Origin of the sequence: Agromyces ramosus, from assembly GCF_030817175.1 — a bacterium.
Lineage (GTDB): Bacteria > Actinomycetota > Actinomycetes > Actinomycetales > Microbacteriaceae > Agromyces > Agromyces ramosus_A.
Genome location: NZ_JAUSYY010000001.1, coordinates 3,307,911 through 3,333,219, shown reverse-complemented (window position 1 = coordinate 3,333,219; position 25,309 = coordinate 3,307,911). Strand labels below are relative to the sequence as shown.

25 protein-coding genes and 1 pseudogene are annotated in these 25,309 nt (G+C 68.7%); 7 read left to right on the top strand and 19 right to left on the bottom strand.

The genetic code is table 11. The features are described 5' to 3' along the window. Positions 1–3 precede the first annotated feature (3 nt). Both QFZ26_RS15600 and QFZ26_RS15595 read left to right on the top strand, forming a co-directional pair. Positions 4–1,419 carry an aspartate aminotransferase family protein gene (locus QFZ26_RS15600; protein WP_307043710.1) on the top strand — a complete coding sequence of 472 codons (1,416 nt, stop codon included), beginning with the start codon at positions 4–6 and terminating at the stop codon, positions 1,417–1,419. Next, on the top strand, positions 1,419–2,870 hold the full coding sequence (locus QFZ26_RS15595; RefSeq protein WP_307043708.1) for an NAD(P)/FAD-dependent oxidoreductase: 1,452 nt from the start codon (positions 1,419–1,421) through the stop codon (positions 2,868–2,870). Before QFZ26_RS15600 ends, QFZ26_RS15595 begins: the two co-directional genes overlap by 1 nt. On the opposite strand, the gene QFZ26_RS15590 is transcribed toward QFZ26_RS15595, so the two are convergent. Next, positions 2,864–4,060, bottom strand: coding sequence for a DUF4192 family protein (locus QFZ26_RS15590; protein WP_307043706.1), 1,197 nt, complete (start codon positions 4,058–4,060; stop codon positions 2,864–2,866). The two genes, QFZ26_RS15595 and QFZ26_RS15590, sit on opposite strands and share 7 nt — an antisense overlap. 197 nt (positions 4,061–4,257) lie before the next feature. On the opposite strand from QFZ26_RS15590, the gene QFZ26_RS15585 reads away from it, so the two are divergent. Together QFZ26_RS15585 and QFZ26_RS15580 are read left to right on the top strand one after the other, a co-directional pair. Further along, positions 4,258–4,749, top strand: coding sequence for a methylated-DNA--[protein]-cysteine S-methyltransferase (locus tag QFZ26_RS15585; protein WP_307043705.1), 492 nt, complete (start codon positions 4,258–4,260; stop codon positions 4,747–4,749). 5 nt (positions 4,750–4,754) lie between these two features. Beyond that, entirely contained in the window at positions 4,755–5,333 is a 579-nt protein-coding gene (locus tag QFZ26_RS15580) for a DNA-3-methyladenine glycosylase I (protein WP_307045101.1), read from the top strand. Positions 5,334–5,357: 24 nt separating this feature from the next. On the opposite strand, the gene QFZ26_RS15575 is transcribed toward QFZ26_RS15580, so the two are convergent. The 15 genes and pseudogenes from QFZ26_RS15575 to QFZ26_RS15505 all read right to left on the bottom strand — a co-directional run bounded on the left by QFZ26_RS15575 (position 5,358) and on the right by QFZ26_RS15505 (position 18,177). Continuing rightward, positions 5,358–6,119, bottom strand: a complete 762-nt coding sequence (locus QFZ26_RS15575) for a YaaA family protein (RefSeq protein ID WP_307043703.1) — start codon at positions 6,117–6,119, stop codon at positions 5,358–5,360. Next, complete coding sequence (locus QFZ26_RS15570) at positions 6,119–6,694, bottom strand: AAA family ATPase (protein ID WP_307043701.1); 576 nt, start codon at positions 6,692–6,694, stop codon at positions 6,119–6,121. Before QFZ26_RS15570 ends, QFZ26_RS15575 begins: the two co-directional genes overlap by 1 nt. Positions 6,695–6,704: 10 nt before the next feature. Then, positions 6,705–6,965, bottom strand: a complete 261-nt coding sequence (locus QFZ26_RS15565; protein ID WP_307043699.1) for a F0F1 ATP synthase subunit epsilon — start codon at positions 6,963–6,965, stop codon at positions 6,705–6,707. Positions 6,966–6,967: 2 nt separating this feature from the next. Next, positions 6,968–8,431 carry a F0F1 ATP synthase subunit beta gene (atpD, locus tag QFZ26_RS15560; RefSeq protein ID WP_307043697.1) on the bottom strand — a complete coding sequence of 488 codons (1,464 nt, stop codon included), beginning with the start codon at positions 8,429–8,431 and terminating at the stop codon, positions 6,968–6,970. Positions 8,432–8,454: 23 nt separating this feature from the next. Then, a complete protein-coding gene (locus tag QFZ26_RS15555; RefSeq protein WP_307043696.1) occupies positions 8,455–9,357 on the bottom strand; it encodes a F0F1 ATP synthase subunit gamma in 903 nt (300 codons plus the stop codon). A 92-nt stretch (positions 9,358–9,449) separates the two neighbouring features. Continuing rightward, positions 9,450–11,091: pseudogene (gene atpA, locus QFZ26_RS15550) on the bottom strand (F0F1 ATP synthase subunit alpha). A 75-nt stretch (positions 11,092–11,166) separates the two neighbouring features. After that, a complete protein-coding gene (locus QFZ26_RS15545; protein ID WP_307043695.1) occupies positions 11,167–11,958 on the bottom strand; it encodes a F0F1 ATP synthase subunit delta in 792 nt (263 codons plus the stop codon). Positions 11,959–11,961: 3 nt separating this feature from the next. After that, positions 11,962–12,528 (bottom strand): F0F1 ATP synthase subunit B, encoded by a 567-nt coding sequence (locus tag QFZ26_RS15540; protein ID WP_307043693.1) that lies wholly within the window; start codon positions 12,526–12,528, stop codon positions 11,962–11,964. Between the two features lie 31 nt (positions 12,529–12,559). Next, on the bottom strand, positions 12,560–12,796 hold the full coding sequence (gene atpE, locus QFZ26_RS15535; protein ID WP_108390493.1) for an ATP synthase F0 subunit C: 237 nt from the start codon (positions 12,794–12,796) through the stop codon (positions 12,560–12,562). Between the two features lie 45 nt (positions 12,797–12,841). Further along, a complete protein-coding gene (gene atpB / locus QFZ26_RS15530) occupies positions 12,842–13,621 on the bottom strand; it encodes a F0F1 ATP synthase subunit A (RefSeq protein ID WP_307043686.1) in 780 nt (259 codons plus the stop codon). A gap of 184 nt (positions 13,622–13,805) precedes the next feature. Then, on the bottom strand, positions 13,806–14,285 hold the full coding sequence (locus QFZ26_RS15525; protein WP_307043684.1) for a hypothetical protein: 480 nt from the start codon (positions 14,283–14,285) through the stop codon (positions 13,806–13,808). Next, complete coding sequence (locus QFZ26_RS15520; protein WP_307043682.1) at positions 14,282–15,544, bottom strand: MraY family glycosyltransferase; 1,263 nt, start codon at positions 15,542–15,544, stop codon at positions 14,282–14,284. Before QFZ26_RS15520 ends, QFZ26_RS15525 begins: the two co-directional genes overlap by 4 nt. Beyond that, positions 15,541–16,353, bottom strand: coding sequence for an L-threonylcarbamoyladenylate synthase (locus QFZ26_RS15515; RefSeq protein WP_307043680.1), 813 nt, complete (start codon positions 16,351–16,353; stop codon positions 15,541–15,543). Before QFZ26_RS15515 ends, QFZ26_RS15520 begins: the two co-directional genes overlap by 4 nt. A gap of 100 nt (positions 16,354–16,453) precedes the next feature. Continuing rightward, a complete protein-coding gene (locus QFZ26_RS15510) occupies positions 16,454–17,242 on the bottom strand; it encodes an ABC transporter permease (RefSeq protein ID WP_307043678.1) in 789 nt (262 codons plus the stop codon). Between the two features lie 5 nt (positions 17,243–17,247). Continuing rightward, positions 17,248–18,177 carry an ATP-binding cassette domain-containing protein gene (locus QFZ26_RS15505; protein WP_307043675.1) on the bottom strand — a complete coding sequence of 310 codons (930 nt, stop codon included), beginning with the start codon at positions 18,175–18,177 and terminating at the stop codon, positions 17,248–17,250. A 117-nt stretch (positions 18,178–18,294) separates the two neighbouring features. Between QFZ26_RS15505 and QFZ26_RS15500 the strand changes: the two genes are divergently transcribed. Beyond that, positions 18,295–19,284 carry a TetR/AcrR family transcriptional regulator gene (locus QFZ26_RS15500; RefSeq protein WP_307043674.1) on the top strand — a complete coding sequence of 330 codons (990 nt, stop codon included), beginning with the start codon at positions 18,295–18,297 and terminating at the stop codon, positions 19,282–19,284. 13 nt (positions 19,285–19,297) lie between these two features. Here the strand turns inward: QFZ26_RS15500 and prmC are convergent, their stop codons facing one another. After that, positions 19,298–20,149 carry a peptide chain release factor N(5)-glutamine methyltransferase gene (gene prmC, locus QFZ26_RS15495; protein ID WP_307045099.1) on the bottom strand — a complete coding sequence of 284 codons (852 nt, stop codon included), beginning with the start codon at positions 20,147–20,149 and terminating at the stop codon, positions 19,298–19,300. A 126-nt stretch (positions 20,150–20,275) separates the two neighbouring features. On the opposite strand from prmC, the gene cysK reads away from it, so the two are divergent. After that, positions 20,276–21,211, top strand: coding sequence for a cysteine synthase A (cysK, locus tag QFZ26_RS15490; protein WP_307043672.1), 936 nt, complete (start codon positions 20,276–20,278; stop codon positions 21,209–21,211). 4 nt (positions 21,212–21,215) lie between these two features. Then, positions 21,216–21,797, top strand: a complete 582-nt coding sequence (gene epsC, locus QFZ26_RS15485) for a serine O-acetyltransferase EpsC (protein WP_307043670.1) — start codon at positions 21,216–21,218, stop codon at positions 21,795–21,797. Positions 21,798–21,840: 43 nt separating this feature from the next. Here the strand turns inward: epsC and prfA are convergent, their stop codons facing one another. Both prfA and rho read right to left on the bottom strand, forming a co-directional pair. Beyond that, a complete protein-coding gene (gene prfA, locus QFZ26_RS15480; RefSeq protein ID WP_307043668.1) occupies positions 21,841–22,917 on the bottom strand; it encodes a peptide chain release factor 1 in 1,077 nt (358 codons plus the stop codon). 7 nt (positions 22,918–22,924) lie between these two features. Further along, a complete protein-coding gene (rho, locus tag QFZ26_RS15475; protein ID WP_307043666.1) occupies positions 22,925–25,141 on the bottom strand; it encodes a transcription termination factor Rho in 2,217 nt (738 codons plus the stop codon). Positions 25,142–25,309: the final 168 nt, after the last annotated feature.

Here is a 25,309-nt window from a genome sequence, read left to right as displayed (position 1 = left end):
GACATGACCACCCTCGACACCCCGACGAGCCTCGCAACTCCGGGTTACGACAACGCCGACCTTCAACAGAAGGCGAAAGACCACCTGTGGATGCACTTCACCCGGCAGTCCACCATGGCCACATCGGGCGTGCCCATCATCACGCGAGGCGAGGGGCACCACATCTACGACATCGAGGGCCGCGAGTACTTCGACGGGCTCTCGGGGCTCTTCGTCGTGAACGCGGGCCACGGTCGCAAGCGCCTCGCGGAGGTCGCCGCGAAGCAGGCCGAGCAGCTCGCGTTCTTCCCGATCTGGTCGTACGCGCACCCGTCCGCGATCGAGCTCGCCGACCGGCTCGCAGGGTACGCCCCCGGCGACCTGAACCGCGTGTTCTTCTCCACCGGCGGCGGCGAGGCGGTCGAGACCGCGTTCAAGCTCGCGAAGTACTACTGGAAGCTGCAGGGCCGGCCCACGAAGCACAAGGTGATCTCCCGCGCCGTGGCCTATCACGGCACGCCGCAGGGTGCCCTCGCCATCACGGGCATTCCGGGCATGAAGGAGATGTTCGAGCCGATCACGCCCGGCGGCTTCCGCGTGCCGAACACGAACTTCTACCGCGCCGCCGAGATGGGCGCGCCGGCCGACGATCTCGAGGCCTTCGGCATCTGGGCCGCGAACCGCATCGAGGAGATGATCCTCTTCGAGGGACCCGAGACGGTCGCCGCGGTGTTCCTCGAGCCGGTGCAGAACTCGGGCGGATGCTTCCCGCCGCCTCCCGGCTACTTCAAGCGGGTTCGCGAGATCTGCGACCAGTACGACGTGCTGCTCGTCTCCGACGAGGTCATCTGCGCATTCGGCCGCATCGGGCACATGTTCGCGTGCGACGCCTACGGCTACGTGCCCGACATGATCACGTGCGCGAAGGCCATGACGTCGGGGTACTCGCCCATCGGCGCGACGATCGTTTCAGAGAAGCTGTACGCGCCGTTCGCCGAGGGCAACACGTCGTTCTATCACGGCTACACCTTCGGTGGTCATCCGGTCTCGGCCGCGGTGGCCCTCGAGAACCTCGACATCTTCGAGGAGGAGGGCCTGAACGAGCGCGTGCGCGAGAACTCGCCGCTCTTCCGCACCGAGCTCGAGAAGCTCCTCGACCTGCCGATCGTCGGGGATGTGCGGGGCGACGGGTACTTCTTCGGCATCGAGCTCGTGAAGGACAAGGAGACGCGCGCGACCTTCGACGACGACGAGTCGGAGAAGCTCCTGCGGGGATTCCTCTCGAAGGCGCTCTTCGAGGCCGGGCTGTACTGCCGCGCCGATGACCGCGGCGACCCCGTGATCCAGCTGGCCCCGCCGCTCACGATCGGGCCGGCCGAGTTCGCGGAGATCGAGCAGAGGCTCCGCGGCGTGCTCACCGAAGCCTCGAACCGCCTCTGATGACGCCGCCTCATCTGACGGCGGCATCGGATGCCTCGCCCGATGCCTATCGTCGGGCGAGCTTCTGGCTCGACGACCTCGCCGCCTCCGGCATCGACGATCTTCGTGCACGTCGGGCGCTCACGACCGACGCCCGATTCGACGTGTGCCTCATCGGCGGCGGCCTCACGGCGCTCTGGACCGCGTACTCGCTCGCAAAGGCCGACTCGACGCTGCGCATCGCCGTGGTGGAGCGCGACATCGCGGGCTTCGGCGCCTCGGGTCGCAACGGTGGATGGTGCTCGGCGCTCTTCCCGCAGTCGGCCGAGGCGATCGAGCGCGAGCACGGCTTCGATCAGGCCGTCGCGATGCGCCGCGCCATGGTCGACACGGTCGATGAGGTGGGCCGCGCCGCCGCGCTCGAGGGCATCGACTGCGACTTCGAACGCGGCGGTACGCTCGTGTTCGCCCGCAGCGATGCCCACCGCGAGGTCGCGAAGGCCGAGGTCGCCGAGGCTCGGCGCTTCGACGTCGACCGCCTCGAGTACTGGGATGAGCGGGTCGTGGGGCGCCGCTTCGGCGTAACGGGCGCCGACGGGCGCGTCCCGGCTGCGACGTTCGACCCGGCGTGCGCACGAGTGCATCCGGCGAAGCTCGTGCGCGGCCTGGCGAGGGTGGTCGAGGAGCTCGGCGTCGCGCTCTTCGAACGCACCGAGGTGCTCGACTGGTCGGCCGGCCGGGTGCGCTTCCGAGCGACCGACGCTGAACGCGAAGGCACGGTCTGGGCGCGCCACGTGATCGTCGCGACCGAGGGCTACGGCGCGCAGCTGCCGCGCGTGCGGCGGCGGATCCTGCCGCTCTACTCCCTGATGATCGCAACCGAGCCGCTCAGCGACGAGGTGTGGGACGAGATCGGCATCGACCACGGCCAGACCTTCAGCGACTACCGTCACCTCCTCATCTACGGACAACGCACCGCCGACAACCGCTTCGCGTTCGGCGGACGTGGCGCCGGCTATCACTGGGGCAGTGCCCTCGATCCATCCTTCGAACGGGTCGACCGAGTGTTCGGGCACTTGCACCAGGCACTGCGGGAACTCTTCCCTGCGATCGGCGACGCCCGGGTCACGCACCGGTGGGGTGGACCGCTCGGGGTCGCCCGTGACTGGAACGCGACGGTCAGCTACAACCCGAAGACGGGCGTCGGCCTCGCGGGCGGGTACGTCGGCGACGGGCTCTCGACGACCAACCTCGCCGGCCGTACCCTGGCCGACCTCGTGCTCGGCGTCGAGAGCGAGCTCACCGGGCTGCCGTGGGTCAACCACCGCTCGCCGCTCTGGGAGCCCGAGCCGCTGCGCTTCGTCGGCGCCAACCTCGGCATCATCGGCATGCAGTTCGCCGATGTCGAGGAGCGCCTCACCGGTCGTCGCTCGCTCGCCGCCCGAGCGGTTTCGCGGCTCACCGGTCACTGATCGGCTCGCGCTCCGCGCCGCTCTTCGGCGACATCCACGGGCACCGCGCGTGCGAACGCCCACTCGGGCAGCGCGCCGCTGCCGATGAAGGTGGCGAGGAGATTCGCCATCGGGTGCACGGGCTCGAGTCGGAGTGCCCGGTCGATGAGGCTGCCGGCTGCCGAACCTCTCCCGAGCGACCACGAGAGCCACGCCGCGATACACAGTGGCCCGACCCGATGCGTCGGCGGGGCATTCGCGATCAGTGGCAGGAGGAGGGCGAGCGCGTCCTCGACGCGAGCACGGTCGGGGCGGAGCATCGACTGTCCGAGCAGGAGTCGCGAGAGGAGGTCGGAGACCGGGTCCAGACCGCCCTCCGCCAGCTCCCGCTCGACGAGCTCGTCCATGCTCTCGCCATGCAGGGCCGCACGTTCGGCGCTCTCGACGGCATCGTCGTGCGCCGTCTCGCCGACGACGACGCCGAATGCGAACTGCAGCATCATCGCATCGCGGAACGCCGGGCGCGACGCCAGGTGGAGGAACCACGCGAGTCGGTGCACCGGCTGCCGTGATGCCGGTCGGGCGAGGAGCGATTCGACGAGCTCGACCGGATCCGAGTTGCGACCGAGGCGGGTGATCGCCGCCTCGGCGAACGCGTCATCGGCGAACCTGCCGAGCGCCACGGCGATCGCGTCGGCCGTCGCGGCATCGCTCTCGGGCAATCCTCCCGCCGACTCCGGTGCGTCGAGGACGTGGACCTCCTCGGGTGCGAGTTGCGTGACCGGGCTCTCGTCGATGAGGGCGAGCGGATGCCCCGTGGCTGGTGTGGCGCGATCGAACATCGAGCCCCATGCGTCCGCCGCGCGGCAGAGCGCGTCGCGCACCAGGAAACCGGCCCGCTCCGCCTCCTTCACGAGCAGCCCGAGGAACACCCGTTCGGGCATTCCTCGCCCCGACGCGAAGCGCTCATCGGAGTAGACGATGGGTACGACTGCGTCGACCCCGGGCATCCGGCACAGGGTGCCGATGATCACCGACACGAGCGGGGCTCGGTCGCGAGCCCGCCGCGGCAGGTCGTGCCTGAGCACACCGACGGTGCGATTCCCGCGGAAGCCGACGCACACGACGGATCGTTCCGGGCGGAAGCCGGCGAGCGTCGGCACGAGGGCGAGGAAGTCATGCGCCTGTTCGGCGCGGATGATGGTCGTCATGCCCCGAGCGTGGCTCCCTCGACGAGTGCCCCGATCGGCCGCGGGCGCATCCGAGATGCCCGGATCCCGGACGTCGCCTGTGGAGGAGGAGTGGCCGTCGACCGGGCACTCCTCCTCCACAGCGGCACCCGTCAGCCGGCTTGCGCGATGTCCGAATCCCGCGAGCCGGTGTCGGATGCCGCGGCTACGCTCGAACCATGACCAACGTGTTCCTCATTCGAATCGACAGCCCGATCGGGCGACTCGAGATCGTCGGCGACGACGACGCCGTCACCGGCCTCTCCATCGAACGTGACGGGCTCCTCCCCCACGACGCCGAGCCTGAGCGCTCGAACGCCCTGCTCGAGCGCGCTCGTGCCGAGCTCATCGAGTACTTCGCCGGAGATCGCACCGACTTCGACATCCCCGTCCGCCTCGTGGGCACGCCATTCCAGCAGGCCGTCTGGGCCGAGCTCGAACGCCTCACCTGGGGCGAGGCCACGTCCTATGGCGCCCTCGCCGCGGCCGTGGGCAAGCCGGGCTCCGCGAGGGCGATCGGCGGTGCTGTCGGTGCGAATCCCGTTCCGATCATCGTCGGTTGCCATCGTGTGCTCGCCTCCGACGGCCGCATCACCGGCTACTCCGGCGGCAACGGCATCCCCACCAAGCTCTGGCTGCTCGGACACGAGCAAATCGGCTTCGCCGCGTGAGCGTCATCCCCCGCGCCGAGATCATCCTCGGCGACGACGGCATCGCCCGTTGCGGCTGGGGCGCCGGTGACGCCGAGTACCGTCGCTACCACGACGAGGAGTGGGGCACTCCCCAACGCGACCGGCAGCGGCTCTTCGAGAAGGTCTGCCTGGAGGGATTCCAGGCCGGCCTCTCCTGGATCACGATCCTCCGCCGGCGGCCCGCATTCCGCGAGGTGTTCCACGACTTCGACCCCGAACGGGTCGCGGCCATGACCGACACCGACATCCAGCGGCTCCTCGGCGACGAGCGCATCATCCGGCACCGCGGCAAGATCGAGGCGACGATCCAGAACGCCCGCGCCACGCTCGAGCTCGACACCCCGCTCGACGAGCTCCTCTGGAGCTTCGCACCGCCGGCTCGAGCCACGAATCCTGCCTCGTTCGCCGAGGTTCCCGCGGTCACACCCGAGTCCACGGCGATGAGCAAGGAACTCCGCCGTCGCGGCTACCGGTTCGTCGGTCCCACCACGATGTACGCGCTCATGCAGGCGACGGGCATGGTCGACGACCACCTCGCAGGGTGCTTCCGGGCCTCGCGGTGACGTCGGCGGCCGGCCCCCATCCCTTCAGGCGACGAGCTCGAGCTCGCGAGGCGAGCCGTCATCACGTCGCCCGCCGAGCTTGAGCTGGATCCCGGCCGAACCCGCCCATGCCAGAAGATCGTCGAGCGTCTCGATTGTCGGGCGAGACTCCAGCATCGCACGCGTGAACAGGCCCTTTGCGCGCTTGTTGAAGTGATTCAGTGCTCGTCGCCGACCGGCCTCATCGACCGCGACGACGCGAACGAACACACTCCGGTCATGGGCGGCTGCGGGGCCGAGGTCGACGTACGCCTCCGATCGGAGGTCCACGATCAGGTCGGCCCGCGACGCGAGGATCTCGCCGACCGGCCCTCGCCAGGCGCGGCGCAGCCCGACCCCGGGCAGTCGCGAGTCATGCGAGAGGCGATACGCGGGAATCGGGTCGAGCGCCGAGACGAGCCCGAACAGCGCCGAGTGCACGCTCACGTGCTCGTGCGCGAATCGCCGAGCCTGATCGTCGAGCGTGCCCGCGTCGAGCGCGTCGTAGAGCACTCCGGTGAAGCGATCGAGCGCGGGCATCGTCGGCGATTCCCGGAGCACGCGATTCCGCTCGACCTCCGCCGACTGGCGATGACTCAGCTTCAACGCGCGAACCGCAGACACTGGGTCCGCAGCGAGCGCGACCGTGGCATCCACGAGGGTCGCGCGCACCGCGGTGAGCTCCCGGAACGACAACGCCTCCAGATCGAGTGGGGCACCCGAACCGCCCGCACGCTTCGTCTCCGAAGGCGGGAGCAGTACAAGCACTACGAACCGATGAACGCGAGTGCAGCGTCGACGTTCGCGCCGAGCGACAGGACGCTGTCGATCGTCACGCGGGGCAGCGCCGACGAGGGGCCCGTCCACGCGGCATATCCCTCGAGGCTCTGCTCAACGGCACGCCACGTGGTCTCCTCGAGGTGCGGGAGCCGTCGCTCGCGCTTTGCAAGGCGAGCGCGGTGCACCGCTTCATCGGAGCAGACGACCTCGATGACCCGGAGCCGCACGTCGGCACGCTCAGCGAGATCACGCCATTGCAGGCGCGCCGCCTCGGCGGCGTTCACGGCATCGACGATGACGGTGCGTCCGGAATCGAGCTCCTTCTCGGCGATCTCCTCGGCGACCAGGTACGCCGCCAGCCCGGTGGGCTGGTCGGCATCGATCCCCGCTCGGAGGATCGCCGACTCGATGGGGTCGACGGAGACGACCGTGGCGCCGAGGCGAGCGCCGACGATCTCGGCGATCGTCGACTTTCCGGCCCCGGGCAGCCCGGCCATGACGACGAGCTGGGTGACACTGAGGTCACCGAATTGACGGTCGATGATCGGTTGCTCCCCCTGCATCCGAGCCTCCTCAGGCGAGTTCGGCGCGGGAGGCGACCACCTGTACGGCGTTCGACTGCACCGAGAGGAAGCCGTCTTCGGCGCTCGCGACGATCTTCTCACCGCCGGGCAGGGTGACGCGCACCTCACCGCCGGCGAGGACCGCGAGCATGGGCTCGTGACCGGGCAGAATGCCGATCTCACCTTCGACGGTGCGTGCCACCACCATGGACGCCTCGCCCGACCAGACTTCCTGGTCGGCCGAGACGACGCTCACATTGAGGACGGCCATGCTCAGCCGTTCTCCTTCTGGATGCGAGCCCAATTCTCCTCGACATCGGAGATCGGGCCGACGTTGAAGAAGGCCTGCTCGGCGACGTGGTCGAACTCGCCCTTGGCGATCGCGTCGAACGACTCGATCGTGTCCTTGAGCGGCACGGTCGAACCCTCGACACCGGTGAACTTCTTCGCCATGTAGGTGTTCTGCGAGAGGAACTGCTGGATGCGGCGCGCACGCGACACCGTGATCTTGTCTTCCTCGGAGAGCTCGTCGACACCGAGGATCGCGATGATCTCCTGGAGCTCCTTGTTCTTCTGCAGGATCTGCTTGACCGTCGTGGCCACGCGGTAGTGGTCCTCGCCCAGGTACCTGGGGTCGAGGATGCGCGACGTCGAGGTCAGCGGGTCGACGGCCGGGTACAGACCCTTCGACGCGATCTCACGAGAGAGCTCGGTCGTTGCGTCGAGGTGCGCGAACGTCGTCGCCGGCGCCGGGTCGGTGTAGTCGTCGGCGGGCACGTAGATCGCCTGCAGCGAAGTGATCGAGTGACCACGCGTCGAGGTGATGCGCTCCTGGAGGATGCCCATCTCGTCGGCGAGGTTCGGCTGGTAGCCCACGGCGGAGGGCATGCGGCCGAGCAGGGTCGACACCTCGGAGCCCGCCTGCGTGAAGCGGAAGATGTTGTCGATGAAGAGGAGCACGTCCTGCTTCTGCACATCCCTGAAGTACTCGGCCATGGTCAGTGCCGACAGGGCGACGCGCAGACGCGTTCCCGGCGGCTCGTCCATCTGGCCGAAGACGAGGGCGGTCTTGTCGAAGACGCCCGCCTCCTCCATCTCGTGGATGAGGTCGTTGCCCTCACGGGTACGCTCGCCGACACCGGCGAACACCGACACACCACCGTGGTCTTGGGCGACGCGCTGGATCATCTCCTGGATGAGCACGGTCTTGCCGACACCAGCACCGCCGAAGAGGCCGATCTTGCCGCCGAGCACATACGGCGTGAGCAGGTCGATGACCTTGATGCCGGTCTCGAACAGCTGCGTCTTCGACTCGAGCTGGTCGAACGCCGGGGGCTTGCGGTGGATCGGCCAGCGCTCGGTGATCTCGATGGTCTCGCCCGGCTCACCGTTGAGCACCTCGCCGATGACGTTGAAGACCTTGCCCTTCGTGACGTCACCGACGGGCACCGAGATCGCGGCACCCGTGTCCGTGACCTCCTGACCGCGGACGAGGCCGTCGGTCGGCTTCAGCGCGATCGCGCGCACGACGTCGTCGCCGAGGTGCTGTGCGACCTCGAGGGTGATCGTCGTCGTCTCGTCGCCGATCGTGATGTCGGTCTTGAGCGCGTTGTAGATCTCGGGAATCGAGTCATGCGGGAACTCGATGTCGACGACGGGGCCCGTGACCCGGGCGATGCGGCCGACGGCGCCGGCCACGGGCGCGGCCGCGGCCGGTGCGGGAGCGGTGTCAGTCATGTGTTCTCTCTCTTCGTAAGGGGCTACTTGGCGGACGACAGTGCGTCAGCGCCGCCCACGATCTCGGAAATCTGCTGGGTGATCTCGGACTGGCGCGCATTGTTCGCCAGCCGCGTGTAGTCGGTGATGAGCTTGTCGGCATTGTCGCTCGCCGACTTCATCGCCTTCTGCGTCGCCGCGTGCTTGGCCGCGGAGGACTGGAGCATCGCGTTGAAGATGCGACTCTCGATGTAGACCGGGAGCAGGCTGTCGAGCACCGTCTCGGGGTCGGGCTCGAATTCGTAGAGCGGGAATACCTCGTGCCTGGCATCGGGGATCTCCTCGCTCTCGACGACCTCGAGGGGCAGCAGTCGCGTGACCACGGGCACCTGGGAGATGCGGCTCACGAACCGGTTGTAGACGATGTGGATCTCATCGACGCCGCCGTCGGTCGCGTCGCGGAGGAAGGCCTCCAGCACGGCGTCGCCGATCTCCTTGGCGGTATCGAAGTCGGGATTGTCGGTGCTTCCGACCCAGCTGCGCTCGAACGAGCGGCGCCGGAACTTGAAGTACCCGACGGACTTGCGGCCGACGAGGAAGTACTCGACCTCCTTGCCCTGGCTGCGGAGCAGCTCGGTGAGCTCTTCGGCCTCGCGAAGCACCTGCGAGTTGAAGGCACCTGCGAGGCCGCGGTCGGACGTGAAGATCACGATCGCGGCGCGGTCGATGCGCTCAGGCTCGGTCGTCAGCACGTGTGCGACGTTCGAGTAGCTCGCCACCGCCGACACCGCGCGCGTGATCGCGTTCGAATAGGGCTCCGACGCCGCGACACGCGCCTGGGCCTTCTGGATCCGCGAGGCGGAGATCAGCTCCATCGCTCGCGTGATCTTCTTGGTCGTCTGGGCAGACTTGATCTTCTGCCGGTAGACCCGAAGCTGCGCTCCCATGTTTCTCCTGTGTCCTGTCTTCCTGGTGCTGGGCTCTCGATGCGACCTCGTGAGGTCAGTTCCCTTCGAGAGCCTCAGGGAACGAGGAATGACTAACGGCGGCCCTTGACGATCTTCTCCTGGACGACCTCTTCCGCGGCGATCGCCTCGAACTGCTCGGATCCGACCGACGCGAGCGGCTTGCCCTCGCCCGTCTGGAACTCCAGCTTGAACTTGTCGACCTCGGTCTCGAGCGTCGCGGCGAGCTCGTCGGAGAGGACGTTCGAGTCGCGAAGCTCGGACAGTACCTCGGTGTTGCGACCGAGGTAGTCGAGCAGTTCGCGCTCGAAGCGGAGGATGTCCTCGACCGGGACCTCGTTCGAGCTTGCCCTTGGTGCCGGCCCAGATCGAGACGACCTGCTCCTCGACGGGGTACGGCGAGTACTGCGGCTGCTTGAGGAGCTCGGTGAGGCGGGCGCCACGAGCGAGCTGGCGGCGGCTCGCGGCATCGAGGTCGCTCGCGAACATCGCGAACGCCTCGAGCGAGCGGTACTGCGCGAGTTCGAGCTTCAGCGTGCCCGAGACCTTCTTGATCGACTTGACCTGCGCGTCACCGCCGACTCGCGAGACCGAGATGCCCACGTCGACCGCAGGACGCTGGTTCGCGTTGAAGAGGTCGGACTGGAGGAAGATCTGGCCGTCGGTGATCGAGATCACGTTGGTCGGGATGTACGCCGAGACGTCGTTCGCCTTGGTCTCGATGATGGGCAGGCCCGTCATCGAGCCGGCGCCGAGCTCGTCGGAGAGCTTCGCGCAACGCTCGAGCAGACGCGAGTGCAGGTAGAAGACGTCACCGGGGTACGCCTCGCGTCCCGGCGGACGGCGCAGGAGGAGCGACACGGCGCGGTAGGCCTCGGCTTGCTTCGACAGGTCGTCGAAGATGATCAGGACGTGCTTGGAGTCGTACATCCAGTGCTGGCCGATCGCCGAACCGGTGTATGGCGCGAGGTACTTGAAGCCGGCCGGGTCGGAGGCCGGAGCCGCGACGATCGTCGTGTACTCCATGGCGCCGGCGTCTTCGAGCGCGCCCTTCACGCCCGCGATCGTCGAGCCCTTCTGGCCGATCGCGACGTAGATGCAGCGAACTTGCTTCGACGGGTCACCCGACTCCCAGTTCGCCTTCTGGTTGATGATCGTGTCGATCGCGATGGCCGTCTTACCGGTCTGGCGGTCGCCGATGATGAGCTGGCGCTGGCCGCGGCCGATCGGGATCATCGCGTCGATCGCCTTGATGCCGGTCTGCAGCGGCTCGTGCACCGACTTGCGCTGCATGACGCCGGGCGCCTGCAGCTCGAGGGCACGACGGCCCTCGAGGCCGGTGATTTCGCCGAGACCGTCGATCGGGTTGCCGAGGGGGTCGACGACACGGCCGAGGTAGCCCTCGCCGACCGGGACCGAGAGGACCTCGCCGGTGCGGGTCACCTCCATGCCCTCTTCGATGCCGGTGAACTCGCCGAGCACGACGACGCCGATCTCGTCTTCGTCAAGGTTCAGCGCGAGGCCGAGGGTGCCGTCGGCGAAACGCACGAGCTCGTTCGCCATGACCGAGGGAAGGCCCTCGACGTGGGCGATTCCGTCGGCGGCGTCGGAGACGTATCCGACCTCGGTGGTCTGCGCCTGGCCCGGCTCGTACGACGAGACGAACTCCGAGAGAGCCGAACGGATCTCGTCGGGGCTGATGGAGAGTTCTGCCATTGTCTTTCCCTTTTCTGTACCGGTTGTACAGCTACTGGTCTATGTCGGCGCAGGACGCCGGTCGTTCATCCGGCGTCAGCCGGCAAGCTTCTGCCTCAGCGAGCTGAGGCGCGAGGCGACGCTGCCGTCGATGACGTCGTCGCCGATCTGCACGCGAACCCCACCGAGCATGGCGGGATCGACGATGGTGTTGACCCGGAGCGCACGTCCGTACTGGGCTTCGAGACCCTGCACGAGGCGATCGAGCTGTGCCGCCGAGATGGGCGACGCGCTCGTGACGGTGGCGATCTGGAAGCCACGCTGCTCGGCGACGATGGTGGCCGCCTGCCGCAGGAGCTCGCCGATTCGGCGACCGCGCGGCTGCTGCACGAGGTGGTTGACGATCGCGACGGTCTGCGGCGACGCCTTGCCGGCGAGCAGGCGATCGACGATCTTCACCTTGGAGTCCGTCGGGTTCAACTTGCTACCGAGCGCGAGCTCGAGACCCGAGTCGGATGCGACGGCTCGCTCGATCGCGAAGAGCTCGGCGTCGATCGCCGCATCGCCCGCGGACTCCGATGCGACTCGGAACCCGAGGTCTTCGATGCCCTCGAGCAGGTCGGTGGAGTCGGACCAGCGGTTCGAGGCGAGGTCGGTGAGCAGCCGCACGGCGTCGGCCGTGAGCTTGGACCCGAACACGGCCTCGACGAGCGCGCGCTTCTGCGCGGCATCCGCCTCACTGTTGGTGAGAGCCGTGCGCAACTGCTTCGACGAGCCGATGACCCGTCCGGCCGCAAGGACGTCTTCGGCCACCCGCAGCTCGGCCCGGCCGAGCGCACGCAACGTGGCGTGGGTGCCGGCCAGGGCCTTCCTCGTAGCGCTACCCATGGACTACTTCTTCCCTCCGGCGGAGGCCTCGGAGGCCTCGAGGTCGGCGAGGAAGCGGTCGACCACCGCGGTCGCCTTGGCATCGTCGGACAGGCTCTCGCCGATCACGCCGGAGGCGAGGTCGATGGCGAGGGTGCCCACCTCGGAACGGAGCGAGACGAGCGCGGACTGCCGCTCGGCCTCGATCTGCGCCTGTGCGCTCGCGGTGACACGAGCGGCTTCGCTCGTGGCCTGGTCTTTCGCCTCGGCGACGATCTTCTTGCCGTCTTCGCGGGCGGTCTCGCGGATGCGACCGGCCTCAGTTCGCGCGTCGGCGAGCTGTGCGGTGTACTCCTCGAGGGCGGCCTCGGCCTTGCGCTGGGCCTCGTCGGCCTTCGCGATGTTGCCCTCGATGGCCTCGCCACGCTCGTCGAGCAGCTTCTGCATGCGCGGCAGCACATACTTCCAGAAGAAGACGAGGATGATGACGAAGCACACGAACGACCAGAGGATGTCGTAAAACTCCGGAAGGACCGGATTCGGGGTCGCCTCGTGGCCCTCCTCTGCAGCCCTGAGTACTGCATGAAGCACGGTGGCCTCCTAAATCGCTGCGAAAGGCGGACTAGTTGGTGAAGATGAAGTACGTGGCGATGCCGATGAAGGCGAGCGCCTCGGTGAAGGCGATGCCGATCCACATCAGCACCTGGAGGCGGCCGGCGAGCTCGGGCTGGCGCGCGACGCCTTCGATGGTCTTGCCGACGACGATGCCCACGCCGATGGCCGGGCCGATTGCCGCGAGGCCGTAACCGACCGTCGCGATGTTGCCGTTGATCTCAGCGAGAACGGTAGTTGCGTCCACGTTGGGTTTTCCTTTCCTAGGGATGTTCTGGGCGGATGCCCGGGCTCAGTGCTCTTCTGCCACCGCGAGCTGGATGTAGACGGCGGTGAGGAGTGCAAAGACGTAGGCCTGCAGGACGGCGACGAGCACCTCGAACAGCGTGAACACGAGGCCGAAGGCCAGGGTGCCGGCACCGAGGACGACCCAACCGCCGCCGAGCGAGAAGACGAAGAACTGGGTTGCCGCGAAGAAGAGCACGAGCAGGAGGTGCCCGACGATCATGTTCATCATGAGTCGGAGCGTGAGCGTGATCGGCCGGATGATGAAGGTCGAGATGAACTCGATCGGCGTGACGATGATGTAGACCGGCCAGGGCACACCCGATGGGAAGAGCGAGTTCTTGAAGAAGTTCTTGGGGCTCTTCTTGATGCCCGCGTAGATGAAGGTGACGTAGGCGACGATCGCGAGCACGAGGGGCACGCCGATGACGGACGTGCCGGCGATGTTCAGGAACGGGATGACGCCCGTGAGGTTCATGAACAGCACCATGAAGAAGATCGTGGTGAGCAGCGGCAGGAACCGCTTGCCGTCTTTCTTGCCGAGGAGGTCGTCGGCGATGTTCACGCGAACGAGGTCGAGGCCCATCTCGACGAGACTCTGGAAGCGCCCCGGCACGATGCTCATGCGGCGGGTGCCGAGCCAGAACACGAGGATGATCGCGACTACCGCGACGAAGCGCACCAACTGAATGCGGTCGATCGAGAAGATCGTGTCCTCGAAGAGGAGCGCCCCCGGGAAGAACTCATTGATCGATGGGCCGTGGAAGCCACCATCGTCGGTTGACATCGGAACCAGCAGGTTCAGAGCGTTAGCTAGCAGCGCTTTCTCCTGTTTCGGGGCGTGGAGCTCGGCTCTCGCGACGACGAACATCGGAATGGAATTCTGCACAGGCCGAAGCCGGGCGGAAAACCGGGGGGATCTCCATTACTCTAGCAATACTTCCGGCCCCCGACGAATCACGGGAGGCGCCTCACTCGTCGGTGGGCGCCTTCGGCAACTCGATGTCGCTCGCATACGGCAGGCGCGACTTCGCGACCACGAGCACGTCGACGACGAGCGAGGCGATGACGCCCGCGACGAGGCTCAGGAAGAGCACCGTCGTGTCGAGCCACGCGGCGTCGCGGAGCAGCACGACGAGCACGATGAAGACGATGAACTTCAGGAGCCAGCCCCCGAGCACGATGCCGAAGAAGGCGCCCACGAAGAGGTCGCTGCCGGCGAATCGGTTGGCGAGGAGGATGCTGGCGGCCGTGATGCCCATGAAGACCACGGCCATCAGCGTGCCGACGAGACCGCCGAGCAGACCCGGCAGCCCGGCGAACACGAAACCGAGCACGGCGCTCACGACGAGGATGACCGCTGCGAGCAGGCCGCCCCAGGCGAGCGCCCTGCGGAGCACCGGGTTCGAGGTCGGCGTGCGGTCGACGGGGTCAGGACGTGCGTCGGTCATGCTGCTCCAGTTTCAGGGTCGGCGGATTCTGCCCGGCGGTCACCTGCGTCGGCCGCCGTGGGGACTGCGCCCTCGAGCTCGTCGAACGACGAGACACCCGTCTCCGACTCCTCGGCCGCAACCGTGAGGCGCTTGCGCCGCCCGAGCGGCGCGAGCGTGAGCACCGCGCAGACGAGGAATCCGACGATGAGGAGCACGAGTGCCCACCACGACGGAATGCCGAAGTACACCGGGAAGACGAAGGAGAGGAGGCATCCGATCGAGGCCACCGCGGTCCAGGCGTAGAAGATGAGGACCGCGTTCAGGTGCGAGTGCCCCATGTCGAGGAGCCGGTGGTGCAGGTGCTTGCGGTCGGCGGCGAACGGCGACTTGCCGGCGCGCAGCCGGCGGATCACGGCGAGGCCGAAGTCGAGCAATGGGATCACGAGCACCGCGAACGGCAGGATGATCGGGATGAACGCGGGCACGAGCTCGCCGCCGCCGATCGAGAACGGGTCGATCTGGCCGGTGACGGCGATCGCCGACGTCGCCATCAGGAGACCGATCAGCAGGGCACCCGCGTCGCCCATGAAGAGCTTCGCCGGATGCCAGTTGAGCGGGAGGAATCCGATGCAGGCTCCCACGAGCACCACCGCGAGCAGCGAGGCGAGGTTGAAGTAGTTCTGCGGCGACGTCTTCTGCACGAGCAGGTAGGTGTAGAGGAAGAACGTGCCGTTGGCGATGAGGGCGACACCCGCGACGAGGCCGTCGAGTCCGTCGATGAAGTTGATCGCGTTCATGACGAGCACGATCGCGAACACCGTGATCGCGGCGCTCATCCACGACGACCCCACCGTGCGCCCGGCGATCGGGAGCGACACGATCGTCACGCCCTGCCAGGCGATGAGCCCGGCGGCGATGAACTGGCCGGCGAGCTTGGTCGTCCAGTCGAGGTCCCAGATGTCGTCTGCGACGCCGATCAGCACGATGAGCAGCGCCGCACCCAGGATCGCGACGATCTGCCAGGGGTTCTGGAAGATGATCGAGAGGATCGCGAACCGTGAGGAGCCGAAGGTCGAGAGGAACGCCGCCCCGCAGATGGCCGCGACGATGCCGACGAACATCGCGATGCCGCCGAGGCGCGGGGTCGGACGGGTGTGCACGTCGCGATCGCGGATCTTCGGGTAGAGCCGGTACTTCAGGCTCAGCTTCCAGACGAGGATCGACCCGAGGAACGTGACGAGGGCGGCGACGAAGGCGAGTATGAGGAAGAGGGTCATGAGGCGGCGGCGTCCGCTTCGTCGGCGGGCGGCGAATCGGATGCGGCGGGCGACGCGGATGCACCGGAGGGCTCGGATGCGACGGCCGACGCCGAAGCAGCGGTCGATGCGGATGCCTCGGGTGCGAGGAGCTCGTCGCCGACGACGGCGGCGATGCGCTCCCTCGAGATGACACCGGCGCGCACGATGCGGAGTGTGCCCTCGCCGTCGCGGATGCCCGTCGCGTCGACGATGGTCGACGACGTGTCGCCGGGGCGCTCTCCGATGGGCTCGTAGTCGGAGCCCGCCGTGCCGCCGTCGAGGTAGACGGCGACCGAGTCGCCGAGCATCTCCGCGGCATTCGATGCCGTGACCGCCGAGGGCTGCCCTGAGAGATTCGCCGACGAGACCGCGAGCGGGCCGGTCTCGGAGAGGAGCTCGAGGGCGATCGGGTTGGCGGGCATGCGGAGCGCGACCGTGCCGCGCGTCTCGCCGAGGTCCCACTGCAGCGAGGGCTGTGCTCGCAGGATGACCGTGAGGCCACCCGGCCAGAACTCGGCGACGAGGCGACGCACCGGCTCGGGAACCTCGCTCGCGAGCGCGTCGAGTGTGGGGATGCCGGGGATCAGCACGGGCGGCGGCGACGTGCGGTCACGGCCCTTCGCGTCGAGGAGGCGTGCGACCGCCTTCGCGTCGAACGCGTCGGCGGCGACGCCGTAGACGGTGTCGGTGGGGATGACCACGAGTTCGCCGCGCCCGATGGCGCCGCGAGCGAGGCGCATGCCGGTGAGCAGCTGGGATTCGACTGAACAGTCGTAGATGGCAGTCATGACCGCTCGATTCTAGACCAGCGGCCGTGTCGTTCCCGGGGTGCGGGCGATGGATGCCGCGGCGCACTGCAGCGCCGCGGCATCCGACTTCGATCTCGCGTCAGCGGCGCCCCGCCTTGCGGCGGAACAACCACGCTCCCCAGACGACCGACACCACGGTGATCCCGATGCACCACGCGACCGCCAGCCAGGCGGAGTCGCCCATCGGCGTGCCCATGAGCAGCGACCGGATCGTCTCGGTCACCGGGGTGATCGGCTGGTTCTCGGCGATCGGCTGCAGCCACTCGGGCATGGTCTCGACGGGCACGAACGCGCTCGAGATATAGGGCAGGAAGAGAAGGATGAACCCGAATCCGCTCGCCGCCTCGGGAGTGGAGGCCGCGAGCCCGATCGCCGCGAAGAGGTAGGTGATCGCGAGGATCCAGAGCGCGACGATGCCGAAGACTCCGAGCCACTCGAGCGGCGTGGCCTCGGGCCGGAAGCCGACGAGCAGCGCCACGGCGATGACGACGGCGGTGGCCAGGAGGTTGCGCGCGAGGCTCGCGACGACGTGGCCGGTGAGCACCGCACCGCTTCGGAGGGGCATCGTGCGGAAGCGGTCGATGATGCCGGTGGTCATGTCGCGGGAGACCGAGATCGCGGTCGACGACGCCCCGAACCCCGCGCAGAGCAGGATGATGCCGGGCACGACGTAGTCGACGTAGCCGCCCGAGGGGTCGATCGCGTTGCCGAAGATCCAGGTGAACATGAGCATGAGCATCGTCGGCAGCACGACGGCCATGAGCATCGTCTCGACGTCGCGCACCGTGTGGATGAAGCTGCGGCCGATGAACGTCGATTCGGCGGTGAGGGCGCCCAGACGTGGCCGAGCGGTTGCGAGGGTGGTCATGGCGCTCACTTCGATTCGATGAGTTCGGGGGCGGATGCCGCGGCGGTGCTCGCGGCCCTCGCCGGGCCGCCCGTGATGGCGAGGAAGACGTCGTCGAGGCTGGGGCGGCGAATCGAGACCTGCACCCCGGGCCCGGACGCCGCCGCAGTGCGGTCGAGCTCGTCGATCGCGGCGCGGAGTCCGTGCACGCTCCCGTCGGTGGGCCGTTCGGTGAGCAGCGTGCCGTCGATGTCGCGGAGCTCGACGACATCGCCGCCGATGCGCGCCTTGAGCTCGTCGGCGGTGCCCTCGGCGGCGACACGGCCGCCGTCGAGCACGGCGATGCGGTCGGCGAGCCGGTCGGCCTCCTCCAGGTACTGGGTCGTGAGGAAGACCGTGGTGCCCGCATCGGCGAGCGAGCGGATGACGCTCCACAACTCCTGGCGGCTGCGGGTGTCGAGGCCGGTCGTGGGCTCGTCGAGGAACAGGATCGGCACGTCGACGACGAGGCTCAGCGAGAGGTCGAGGCGCCGCCGCATGCCGCCCGAGTAGGTGCCGACACGGCGGCCGGCGGCATCCGCCAGCTCGAATCGCTCGAGGAGCTCGCCGGCTCGTGCTCGCGCCGCCCGACGGGTGAGCCCGGAGAGCCGACCCATCATGACGAGGTTCTCGGTGCCGGTGAGCACCTCGTCGACGGCGGCCGACTGGCCGGTCAGGCTGATGCGCCGCTTGACTTCATCAGCGCTCGTGACGACGTCGAACCCGGCGACGTGGGCGCTGCCGGCGTCGGGGCGTACGAGCGTCGTGAGGATGTTGATGGTCGTCGTCTTGCCGGCGCCGTTCGGCCCGAGCAGGGCGAAGACGGTGCCGGCGGGCACCGCGATGTCGAGACCGGCGAGCACGTCGGTGCGCCCGAATCGCTTGTGCAATCCGCGCGCTTCGATGGCGAGGTTCATGGCCCCCTCCTTTCGATCATGTCTGCGTATGCCGCAAACTGTTTATGTGATCCACTGTTGTTTAAGTAATACACAGTTCTAGACTGTCGTCAACACCGAAACGAGAAACTGGAGCCGATGAGCGATCGCACGCGACCCGACGCCGATCGACCCGAGCCCGAGCTCCCGCGGGCCGTCGCCCTCGCCTGGGGCGTCGCGACGCACCCCCAGCGCGGGCCGAAGCGCGAACTCTCGATCGAGCGCATCGTCGATGCCGCCATCGAGATCGCCGACGCCGAGGGCCTCGCCGCCGTCTCGATGAGCCGGGTCGCGGCATCACTCGGCTTCACGACGATGTCGCTCTACCGTTACGTGACGAGTAAAGACGACCTCATCCTGCTCATGCAGGAGCGCGCGAGCGACGTCGTCGTCCCCGACTCCACCGCAGAGCAGAGCTGGAGCTGGCGCGAGGGCGTCACCGCGTGGGTGCTCGCGATCCGCGCCGGCTACAGCGCACATCCGTGGCTCGTCGACATCCCGATCTCCGGTGCGCCGATCACCCCGAACAGCCTCACCATCGTCGACTGGTTCCTTCACGAGGTGCGCGCACTCCCCCTGAGCGACGGCGAGAAGATGTCGACGCTGCTGCTGCTCACGAGCTACTCCCGCGCGACGAGCGCCCAGGAGCGCGACATCAGCGCCGCCGCCGCGGCAGCCGCCGACCCCGGCGACGTCACGGGCGAGAACTTCTTCGCGACGCTCGCCGAGCACGTGACCCCCGAGCGCTTCCCCGACCTCGCCCCGCTCCTCGCCGCGGGCGGCTACATCGGCAACCCCGTCGATCTCGAGGGCGACCTCGACGACGACTTCTCATTCGGCCTCGAGCGGATCCTCGACGGCATCGAGTACCACGTCGGCCGCCTGGAGCGCGGAGCGCCGACGACGCAGGTGGAGCAATTGCCGACGGTGCTCGATCCGCCCCGCGACAAGGCGGTGCGCGAGGCGGCGAAGGCACGGCGCGAGGCCGAGAAGGCGCTCCGCGAGGCGCAGAAGCGCGAACGCGAAGCCGTCAAGCACGCACTCGAGCGCGCGAAGTACGAGCGCGAGAAGCTCGAGCGCGGCAAGTAGCGCTCGGCTCGGCTCACCGCACAGCGGTTGTCGCCCGATCACGGGTCGTGAGGTCACGATGATGCGAGATCGCGCGCCAGCCGTCGGCGGCGAGCAGTTCGGAGATCTCGGTCGACTGCCGCTCGCCGTGCTCGATCACGAGCGCTCCCCCGGGCCGCAGCAGCGCCAGCGCGCGCCGTGACAGCACCCTCACGACGTCGAGCCCGTCGACGCCCCCGTACAGGGCGCGCTCGGGGTCGTACATGCGCACCTCGGGGTCGGCGGGCATCTCGGCGAGCGGCACGTAGGGCGGGTTCGACACGACGACCGCGACGAGGCCGTCGAGCTCGGGCAGGGCCGTGGCCAGGTCGGCGAAGACGAGCTCGAGGTTGGGCGCCGCGACCTCATCGACGTTGCGCCGCGTCCACGGGAATGCCTCGGGCGAGTTCTCGACCGCCCAGACCCTGGCGTACGGCACCTCGGTTGCGAGTGCGAGCGCGATCGCGCCGCTGCCCGAGCCGAGGTCGACGGCGATCGGCTCGGGTTCCGCCGCCGCGCGCAGGGAGTCGATGGCGAGCTGCGCGACCTCCTCGGTCTCGGGGCGCGGCACGAAGACCCCGGGCCCCACGGCCAGGTCGAGCGAGCGGAACGCCGCCCGACCCGTGAGGTGCTGCAGCGGCTCGCGATGCGCACGGCGCTCGACGAGGCGACCGAGCGTCGCGGCATCCGTCGCCCCGATCTCGGCGCCCATGACGAGCTTGGCCTGCACGCCGCCCCGCGACAGGCCGAGCACATGCCCCACGAGGAGGTCGGCGTCGACCTCAGGGTCGGGCACTCCCGCCGCAGCGAGTCGTGCGACGGCGTCGTCGCGCACGCCTCGCAACATGCGGTCACCGGGTGCCGGGCTCGTCGTATCCACGCAATGGAATGTAACGCACGTGACCGGGAGCCGAGGCCGCCGTAGGCTGAGCCGCGGCATCCGCCGTCGCACGTCCACCCGAGAGGAAGCACCATGGCCCAGGTCTTCGACAACATCACCGAGGTCTTCGGTCGCACTCCGCTCGTGCGACTGAACCGCGTCACCGACGGCGCGGAGGCGACCGTGCTCGCCAAGCTCGAGTTCTACAACCCCTCCTCGAGCGTCAAGGACCGCCTCGGCGTGGGCATCGTCGACGCCGCCGAGGCATCGGGTGAGCTGCAGCCCGGCGGCACCATCGTCGAGGGCACGAGCGGCAACACCGGCATCGCGCTCGCGATGATCGGGGCCGCCCGCGGCTACCGGGTGGTCATCGCGATGCCCGAGACCATGAGCCGGGAGCGTCGCGGCCTCCTGCGCGCGTACGGCGCCGAGCTCGTGCTCACCCCCGGCTCCGAGGGCATGAAGGGCGCCGTCGCACGCGCCGAGCAGATCGCGGCCGAGACCCCGGGCGCGGTGCTCGCGAAGCAGTTCGAGAACCAGGCCAACGTCGACGTCCACCGCCGCACGACCGCCGAAGAGGTCTGGGACGACACCGATGGCGGCGTCGACATCTTCGTGTCGGGCATCGGCACCGGCGGCACCCTCACCGGCGTCGGCCAGGTGCTGAAGGAGCGCAAGCCGGACGTCCGGATCGTGGGCGTCGAGCCCGCCGAGTCCGCCATCCTGAACGGCGGCCAGCCCGGACCCCACAAGATCCAGGGCATCGGCGCGAACTTCGTGCCCGCGATCCTCGACCGCGAGGTCTACGACGAGATCATCGACGTGAACATCGACCAGGCCGTCGCCACGGCGCGCCGGCTCGGCGTCGAGGAGGGCATCCTCGGCGGCATCTCGTCGGGCGCCACCGTGTACGCGGCCGCCGAGCTCGCCAAGCGGCCCGAGAACGCCGGCAAGACCATCGTCGTCATCGTCGCGAGCTACGGCGAGCGGTACCTGTCCACGGTGCTGTACGAAGGTCTGCTTGACTGAGCGGGTGGGAATCCTCGCCAGGCTCAGGGAAGACATCGCGACCGCCCGGTCGCACGACCCCGCCTCGCGGAACGCCACCGAAGTGGTCCTCGCCTATTCGGGGCTCCACGCCATCTGGGGCTATCGCGTCATGCATGGCCTCTGGCGCGCCGGCTACCGGCTTCCGGCGCGGCTCGGGTCGCAGTTCGTGCGATTCCTCACCGGCGTCGAGATCCATCCCGGAGCCGTCATCGGCCGCCGCTTCTTCATCGACCACGGCATGGGCGTCGTCATCGGCGAGACCGCCGTGCTCGGCGATGACGTGATGATCTACCACGGGGTGACGCTCGGCGGCAAGGCGCCGCGGGGCGCGCCGCGCGGCGCGAAGCGGCATCCGACGCTCGAAGACGGCGTCACGGTGGGCGCGGGGGCCAAAGTGCTCGGCAACGTCATCATCGGCGCGTGGAGCGCGATCGGCGCCAACGCGGTCGTGACGAAGGATGCCCCGGCGCACTCGCTCGTCGTCGGAATCCCGGCTTCGTTCAAGCCGCTCTCGCACGAGACCGCCGACGCCGCGCGCGGCATGCACGACTGGCACATCATCTAGCGAGTGAGCGGATGCCGCGGCATCCGCTCACTCGCTCAGACGACTACTCGTCGCCGAGGTGGGCGAGGCGCGCCTCTTCGTCGGCCTGGATCGCCGACTCGACGATCGGGTCGAGGACGCCGTTCATGACGGTGTCGAGGTTGTAGGCCTTGTAGCCGGTGCGGTGATCGGCGATGCGGTTCTCGGGGAAGTTGTACGTGCGGATGCGCTCCGAGCGGTCCATGGAGCGGATCTGCGACTTGCGGGCATCGGATGCCGCCGCCGCGAGCTCCTCCTGCTGGCGCGCGAGGATACGGGCGCGGAGCACCCGCATGGCCGCCTCACGGTTCTGCAGCTGCGACTTCTCGTTCTGCATCGAGACCACGATGCCCGTGGGCAGGTGGGTGATGCGAACGGCGGAGTCGGTGGTGTTCACCGACTGACCGCCGGGACCCGACGAACGGTACACGTCGATCTTCAGGTCGTTCTGGCTGATGTCGACCTCTTCGGGCTCGTCGACCTCGGGGAAGACGAGCACGCCCGTCGTGGAGGTGTGGATGCGCCCCTGCGTCTCGGTGGCGGGCACCCGCTGCACGCGGTGCACACCGCCCTCGTACTTGAGGTGAGCCCACACGCCCTGCGACGGGTCGGTCGCGTTCGACTTGATCGCGACCTGCACGTCTTTGTAGCCGCCGAGGTCGGACTCGTTCTGGTCGAGGAGCTCGACCTTCCAGCCCTTCGACTGCGCGTACTGCATGTACATGCGCAGGAGGTCGCCGGCGAAGAGGGCGCTCTCCGCGCCCCCCTCGCCGCCCTTGATCTCCATGATCACGTCGCGCCCGTCGTCGGGGTCGCGCGGGATCAACAGCCGTCGCAGCCGCTCCTGCGCCGTGGCGAGTGCCTCCTCGAGGGACGGCACCTCCGCAGCGAAGGCCTCATCTTCTTTCGCGAGCTCACGGGCGGCGACGAGGTCGTCTTGCGCCTCGAGCCACGCCGTGTGCGCCGAGACGATCCGGCTCAGCTCCGCGTAGCGCCGATTGACCTTCTTGGCGCGCGCAGCGTCGGCGTGGAGCGCCGGGTCGGCGAGCTCCTCTTGCAGCTGCGCATGCTCGGCGAGCAGGGACTGGACGGACTCGAACACGCGCGACTCAGCGGTGGTCGGTCTCGTGCCCGTGCGAGTGCGCCGTGCCGTGGCCGTTGGCCCCGACCGGCATCGACTTCTGCATGAGCATGAGGAACTCGACGTTCGACTGGGTCTCCTTCAGGCGACCGAGCACCGCCTCGAGCGCACCCTGCTGCTCCAGCCCGGCGAGTGCCCGGCGGAGCTTCCAGGTGATCTTGACCTCGTCGGCCGAGAGGAGCATCTCTTCGCGACGCGTCGACGACGCGTTGACGTCGACGGCCGGGAAGATGCGCTTGTCGGCGAGCTGGCGCGAGAGGCGCAGCTCGGAGTTGCCGGTGCCCTTGAACTCCTCGAAGATCACCTCGTCCATCTTCGAGCCCGTCTCGACGAGCGCCGTGGCGAGGATGGTGAGCGAGCCGCCGTTCTCGATGTTGCGCGCGGCGCCGAAGAACCGCTTGGGCGGGTAGAGCGCCGAGGCGTCGACACCGCCCGAGAGGATGCGGCCGGATGCCGGAGCCGCGAGGTTGTACGCGCGGCCGAGTCTGGTGATCGAGTCGAGCAGCACGACGACGTCGTGACCGAGCTCGACGAGGCGCTTCGCACGCTCGATCGCGAGCTCGGCGACCGTCGTGTGGTCTTCGGCCGGACGGTCGAAGGTCGAGGCGATGACCTCGCCCTTCACCGTGCGCTGCATGTCGGTGACCTCTTCGGGGCGCTCGTCGACGAGCACGACCATGAGGTGGACCTCGGGGTTGTTGATCGAGATGGCGTTCGCGATCTGCTGCAGCACGATCGTCTTGCCGGCCTTCGGCGGCGCGACGATGAGGCCGCGCTGGCCCTTGCCGATCGGAGCGACGAGGTCGATGATGCGCTGCGTGAGCTTGGTCGGCTCGGTCTCGAGGCGCAGGCGCTCTTGCGGGTAGAGCGGCGTGAGCTTCTGGAACTCGACGCGCGCTGCGGACTCTTCGGGCGTCTGCCCGTTCACGGAGTCGACCTTGACGAGCGCGTTGTACTTCTGGCGACTGTTCGACTCGCCGTCGCGCGGCTGCTTGATGGAGCCGACGACCGCATCGCCCTTGCGCAGGTTGTACTTCTTCACCTGGCCGAGCGAGACGTAGACGTCGCTCGGTCCGGGGAGGTAGCCCGTGGTGCGCACGAACGCGTAGTTGTCGAGCACGTCGAGGATGCCGGCGATCGGGATCAGCACGTCGTCGTCGAGAAGCTCGGGCTCCATCTCCTCGCCCGGGGCCTGGCCGCGGCGCTTGCGGTCGCGGTAGCGGCTGCGGCGTCCGCCTTCGCCCTCGGCGAGCTGCTGGGCGTTCTGGCCCTGCTGGCCGCGCCCGCCCTCGGTCTGCTGCTGCTTGGCCTTCTCGGCGTCGCCCTGGCGCTGCTGCTCGGCCTTGATGGAGTCGTCGCCCTTGCGGCCCTGCTGGTCGCCGCCGTTCTGGCGATCGCCGCGCTCGGACTGGCGCCCCGGTCGCTCGCCCTGCTGGCGGTCGCCGCCGGACTTCTGGGCGTCATCGGTGCGCTCGCCGCGCTCGGTGCGCTCGCCGCGCTCGCCGCCGCGGCGGCCTCGGTTGCGACCCCGGCCCTGACGCGGCTCTTCGGTGGCGACGTCGGTCTCGACGTCGGCGGACTGGCCGTTTCGGCCGGCCTCACCGGTGGCGGCGGCGAGCTCCTCGCGCACGGCCGCACGGGCGGCCTCACGTGCGTCGTCGGCGGGCGCCACGTCGACGGCCGGCGCGTTGTCGGCCGCGGGCGCGGCATCGGCGGCCGCTGCGGCATCGGCGGCGGGCACGAGGTCGACGCCGGAGCCCGCGTTCACGTGCTGCGTCGCGACCGTCGTCGCGCTCGTGGCGCGGCGCGGCTGACGGCGCTGACGAGCCGCCGGCGCACTGACGGGAGCCGGCTCGGCCACCGGTGCGGCGCTTGCGGCGTCGGCGGCCTGCTGCGGAGCGTCGACGGGGGCGGATGCCTCGTCGGCCTTCGGCTGCGACTCGTCGCTGCTCGGCACGTCGGCCGGAGCGGGGGCCTCGACGGCGTCGATCGCGAGCTCGGCCGGTGCGTCACCCGCGATGTGCTGCTGGTGGGCGGAGATCATCTCCACGAGGTCTCCCTTTCGGCGCTTCGATGCGCCCGCGATGCCGAGGGATGCGGCGAGCTCCTGGAGCTCGGCGACCTTCAGTGCGGAGAGGCGGGCGCTGTTCGCCACGCGGTCGGCGTGGTCGGTTGCGTTGGTCACTGGGTATGTTCCTTTCCCCTGGCGCAAGAATTGCGACCTAGGAGAGCTGATCGCTGACACGAGCGATGTCGGTGCGCGGTGGCGCAGACATGCGCGAGAGCGAAAGCAATAGATTGCCGGGAATTGCACGATGCGGCCGGGAACGCGAACGGTGCGTTGCCTGCCGGG

Excerpts from the sequence above, each read along its gene's own strand:
- QFZ26_RS15510 (WP_307043678.1), bottom strand. The coding sequence starts at position 17,242 with ATGACCACCCTCGCAACCGCTCGGCCACGTCTGGGCGCCCTCACCGCC.
- QFZ26_RS15505 (WP_307043675.1), bottom strand. The coding sequence starts at position 18,177 with ATGAACCTCGCCATCGAAGCGCGCGGATTGCACAAGCGATTCGGGCGC.
- QFZ26_RS15565 (WP_307043699.1), bottom strand. The coding sequence starts at position 6,965 with ATGGCCGTCCTCAATGTGAGCGTCGTCTCGGCCGACCAGGAAGTCTGG.
- atpB (WP_307043686.1), bottom strand. The coding sequence starts at position 13,621 with ATGTCAACCGACGATGGTGGCTTCCACGGCCCATCGATCAATGAGTTC.
- QFZ26_RS15585 (WP_307043705.1), top strand. The coding sequence starts at position 4,258 with ATGACCAACGTGTTCCTCATTCGAATCGACAGCCCGATCGGGCGACTC.
- prmC (WP_307045099.1), bottom strand. The coding sequence starts at position 20,149 with ATGTTGCGAGGCGTGCGCGACGACGCCGTCGCACGACTCGCTGCGGCG.
- QFZ26_RS15600 (WP_307043710.1), top strand. The coding sequence starts at position 4 with ATGACCACCCTCGACACCCCGACGAGCCTCGCAACTCCGGGTTACGAC.
- QFZ26_RS15555 (WP_307043696.1), bottom strand. The coding sequence starts at position 9,357 with ATGGGAGCGCAGCTTCGGGTCTACCGGCAGAAGATCAAGTCTGCCCAG.
- QFZ26_RS15520 (WP_307043682.1), bottom strand. The coding sequence starts at position 15,544 with ATGACCCTCTTCCTCATACTCGCCTTCGTCGCCGCCCTCGTCACGTTC.
- atpD (WP_307043697.1), bottom strand. The coding sequence starts at position 8,431 with ATGACTGACACCGCTCCCGCACCGGCCGCGGCCGCGCCCGTGGCCGGC.
- QFZ26_RS15500 (WP_307043674.1), top strand. The coding sequence starts at position 18,295 with ATGAGCGATCGCACGCGACCCGACGCCGATCGACCCGAGCCCGAGCTC.
- QFZ26_RS15570 (WP_307043701.1), bottom strand. The coding sequence starts at position 6,694 with ATGCAGGGGGAGCAACCGATCATCGACCGTCAATTCGGTGACCTCAGT.
- QFZ26_RS15545 (WP_307043695.1), bottom strand. The coding sequence starts at position 11,958 with ATGGGTAGCGCTACGAGGAAGGCCCTGGCCGGCACCCACGCCACGTTG.
- QFZ26_RS15595 (WP_307043708.1), top strand. The coding sequence starts at position 1,419 with ATGACGCCGCCTCATCTGACGGCGGCATCGGATGCCTCGCCCGATGCC.
- cysK (WP_307043672.1), top strand. The coding sequence starts at position 20,276 with ATGGCCCAGGTCTTCGACAACATCACCGAGGTCTTCGGTCGCACTCCG.
- QFZ26_RS15525 (WP_307043684.1), bottom strand. The coding sequence starts at position 14,285 with ATGACCGACGCACGTCCTGACCCCGTCGACCGCACGCCGACCTCGAAC.
- QFZ26_RS15515 (WP_307043680.1), bottom strand. The coding sequence starts at position 16,353 with ATGACTGCCATCTACGACTGTTCAGTCGAATCCCAGCTGCTCACCGGC.
- QFZ26_RS15590 (WP_307043706.1), bottom strand. The coding sequence starts at position 4,060 with ATGACGACCATCATCCGCGCCGAACAGGCGCATGACTTCCTCGCCCTC.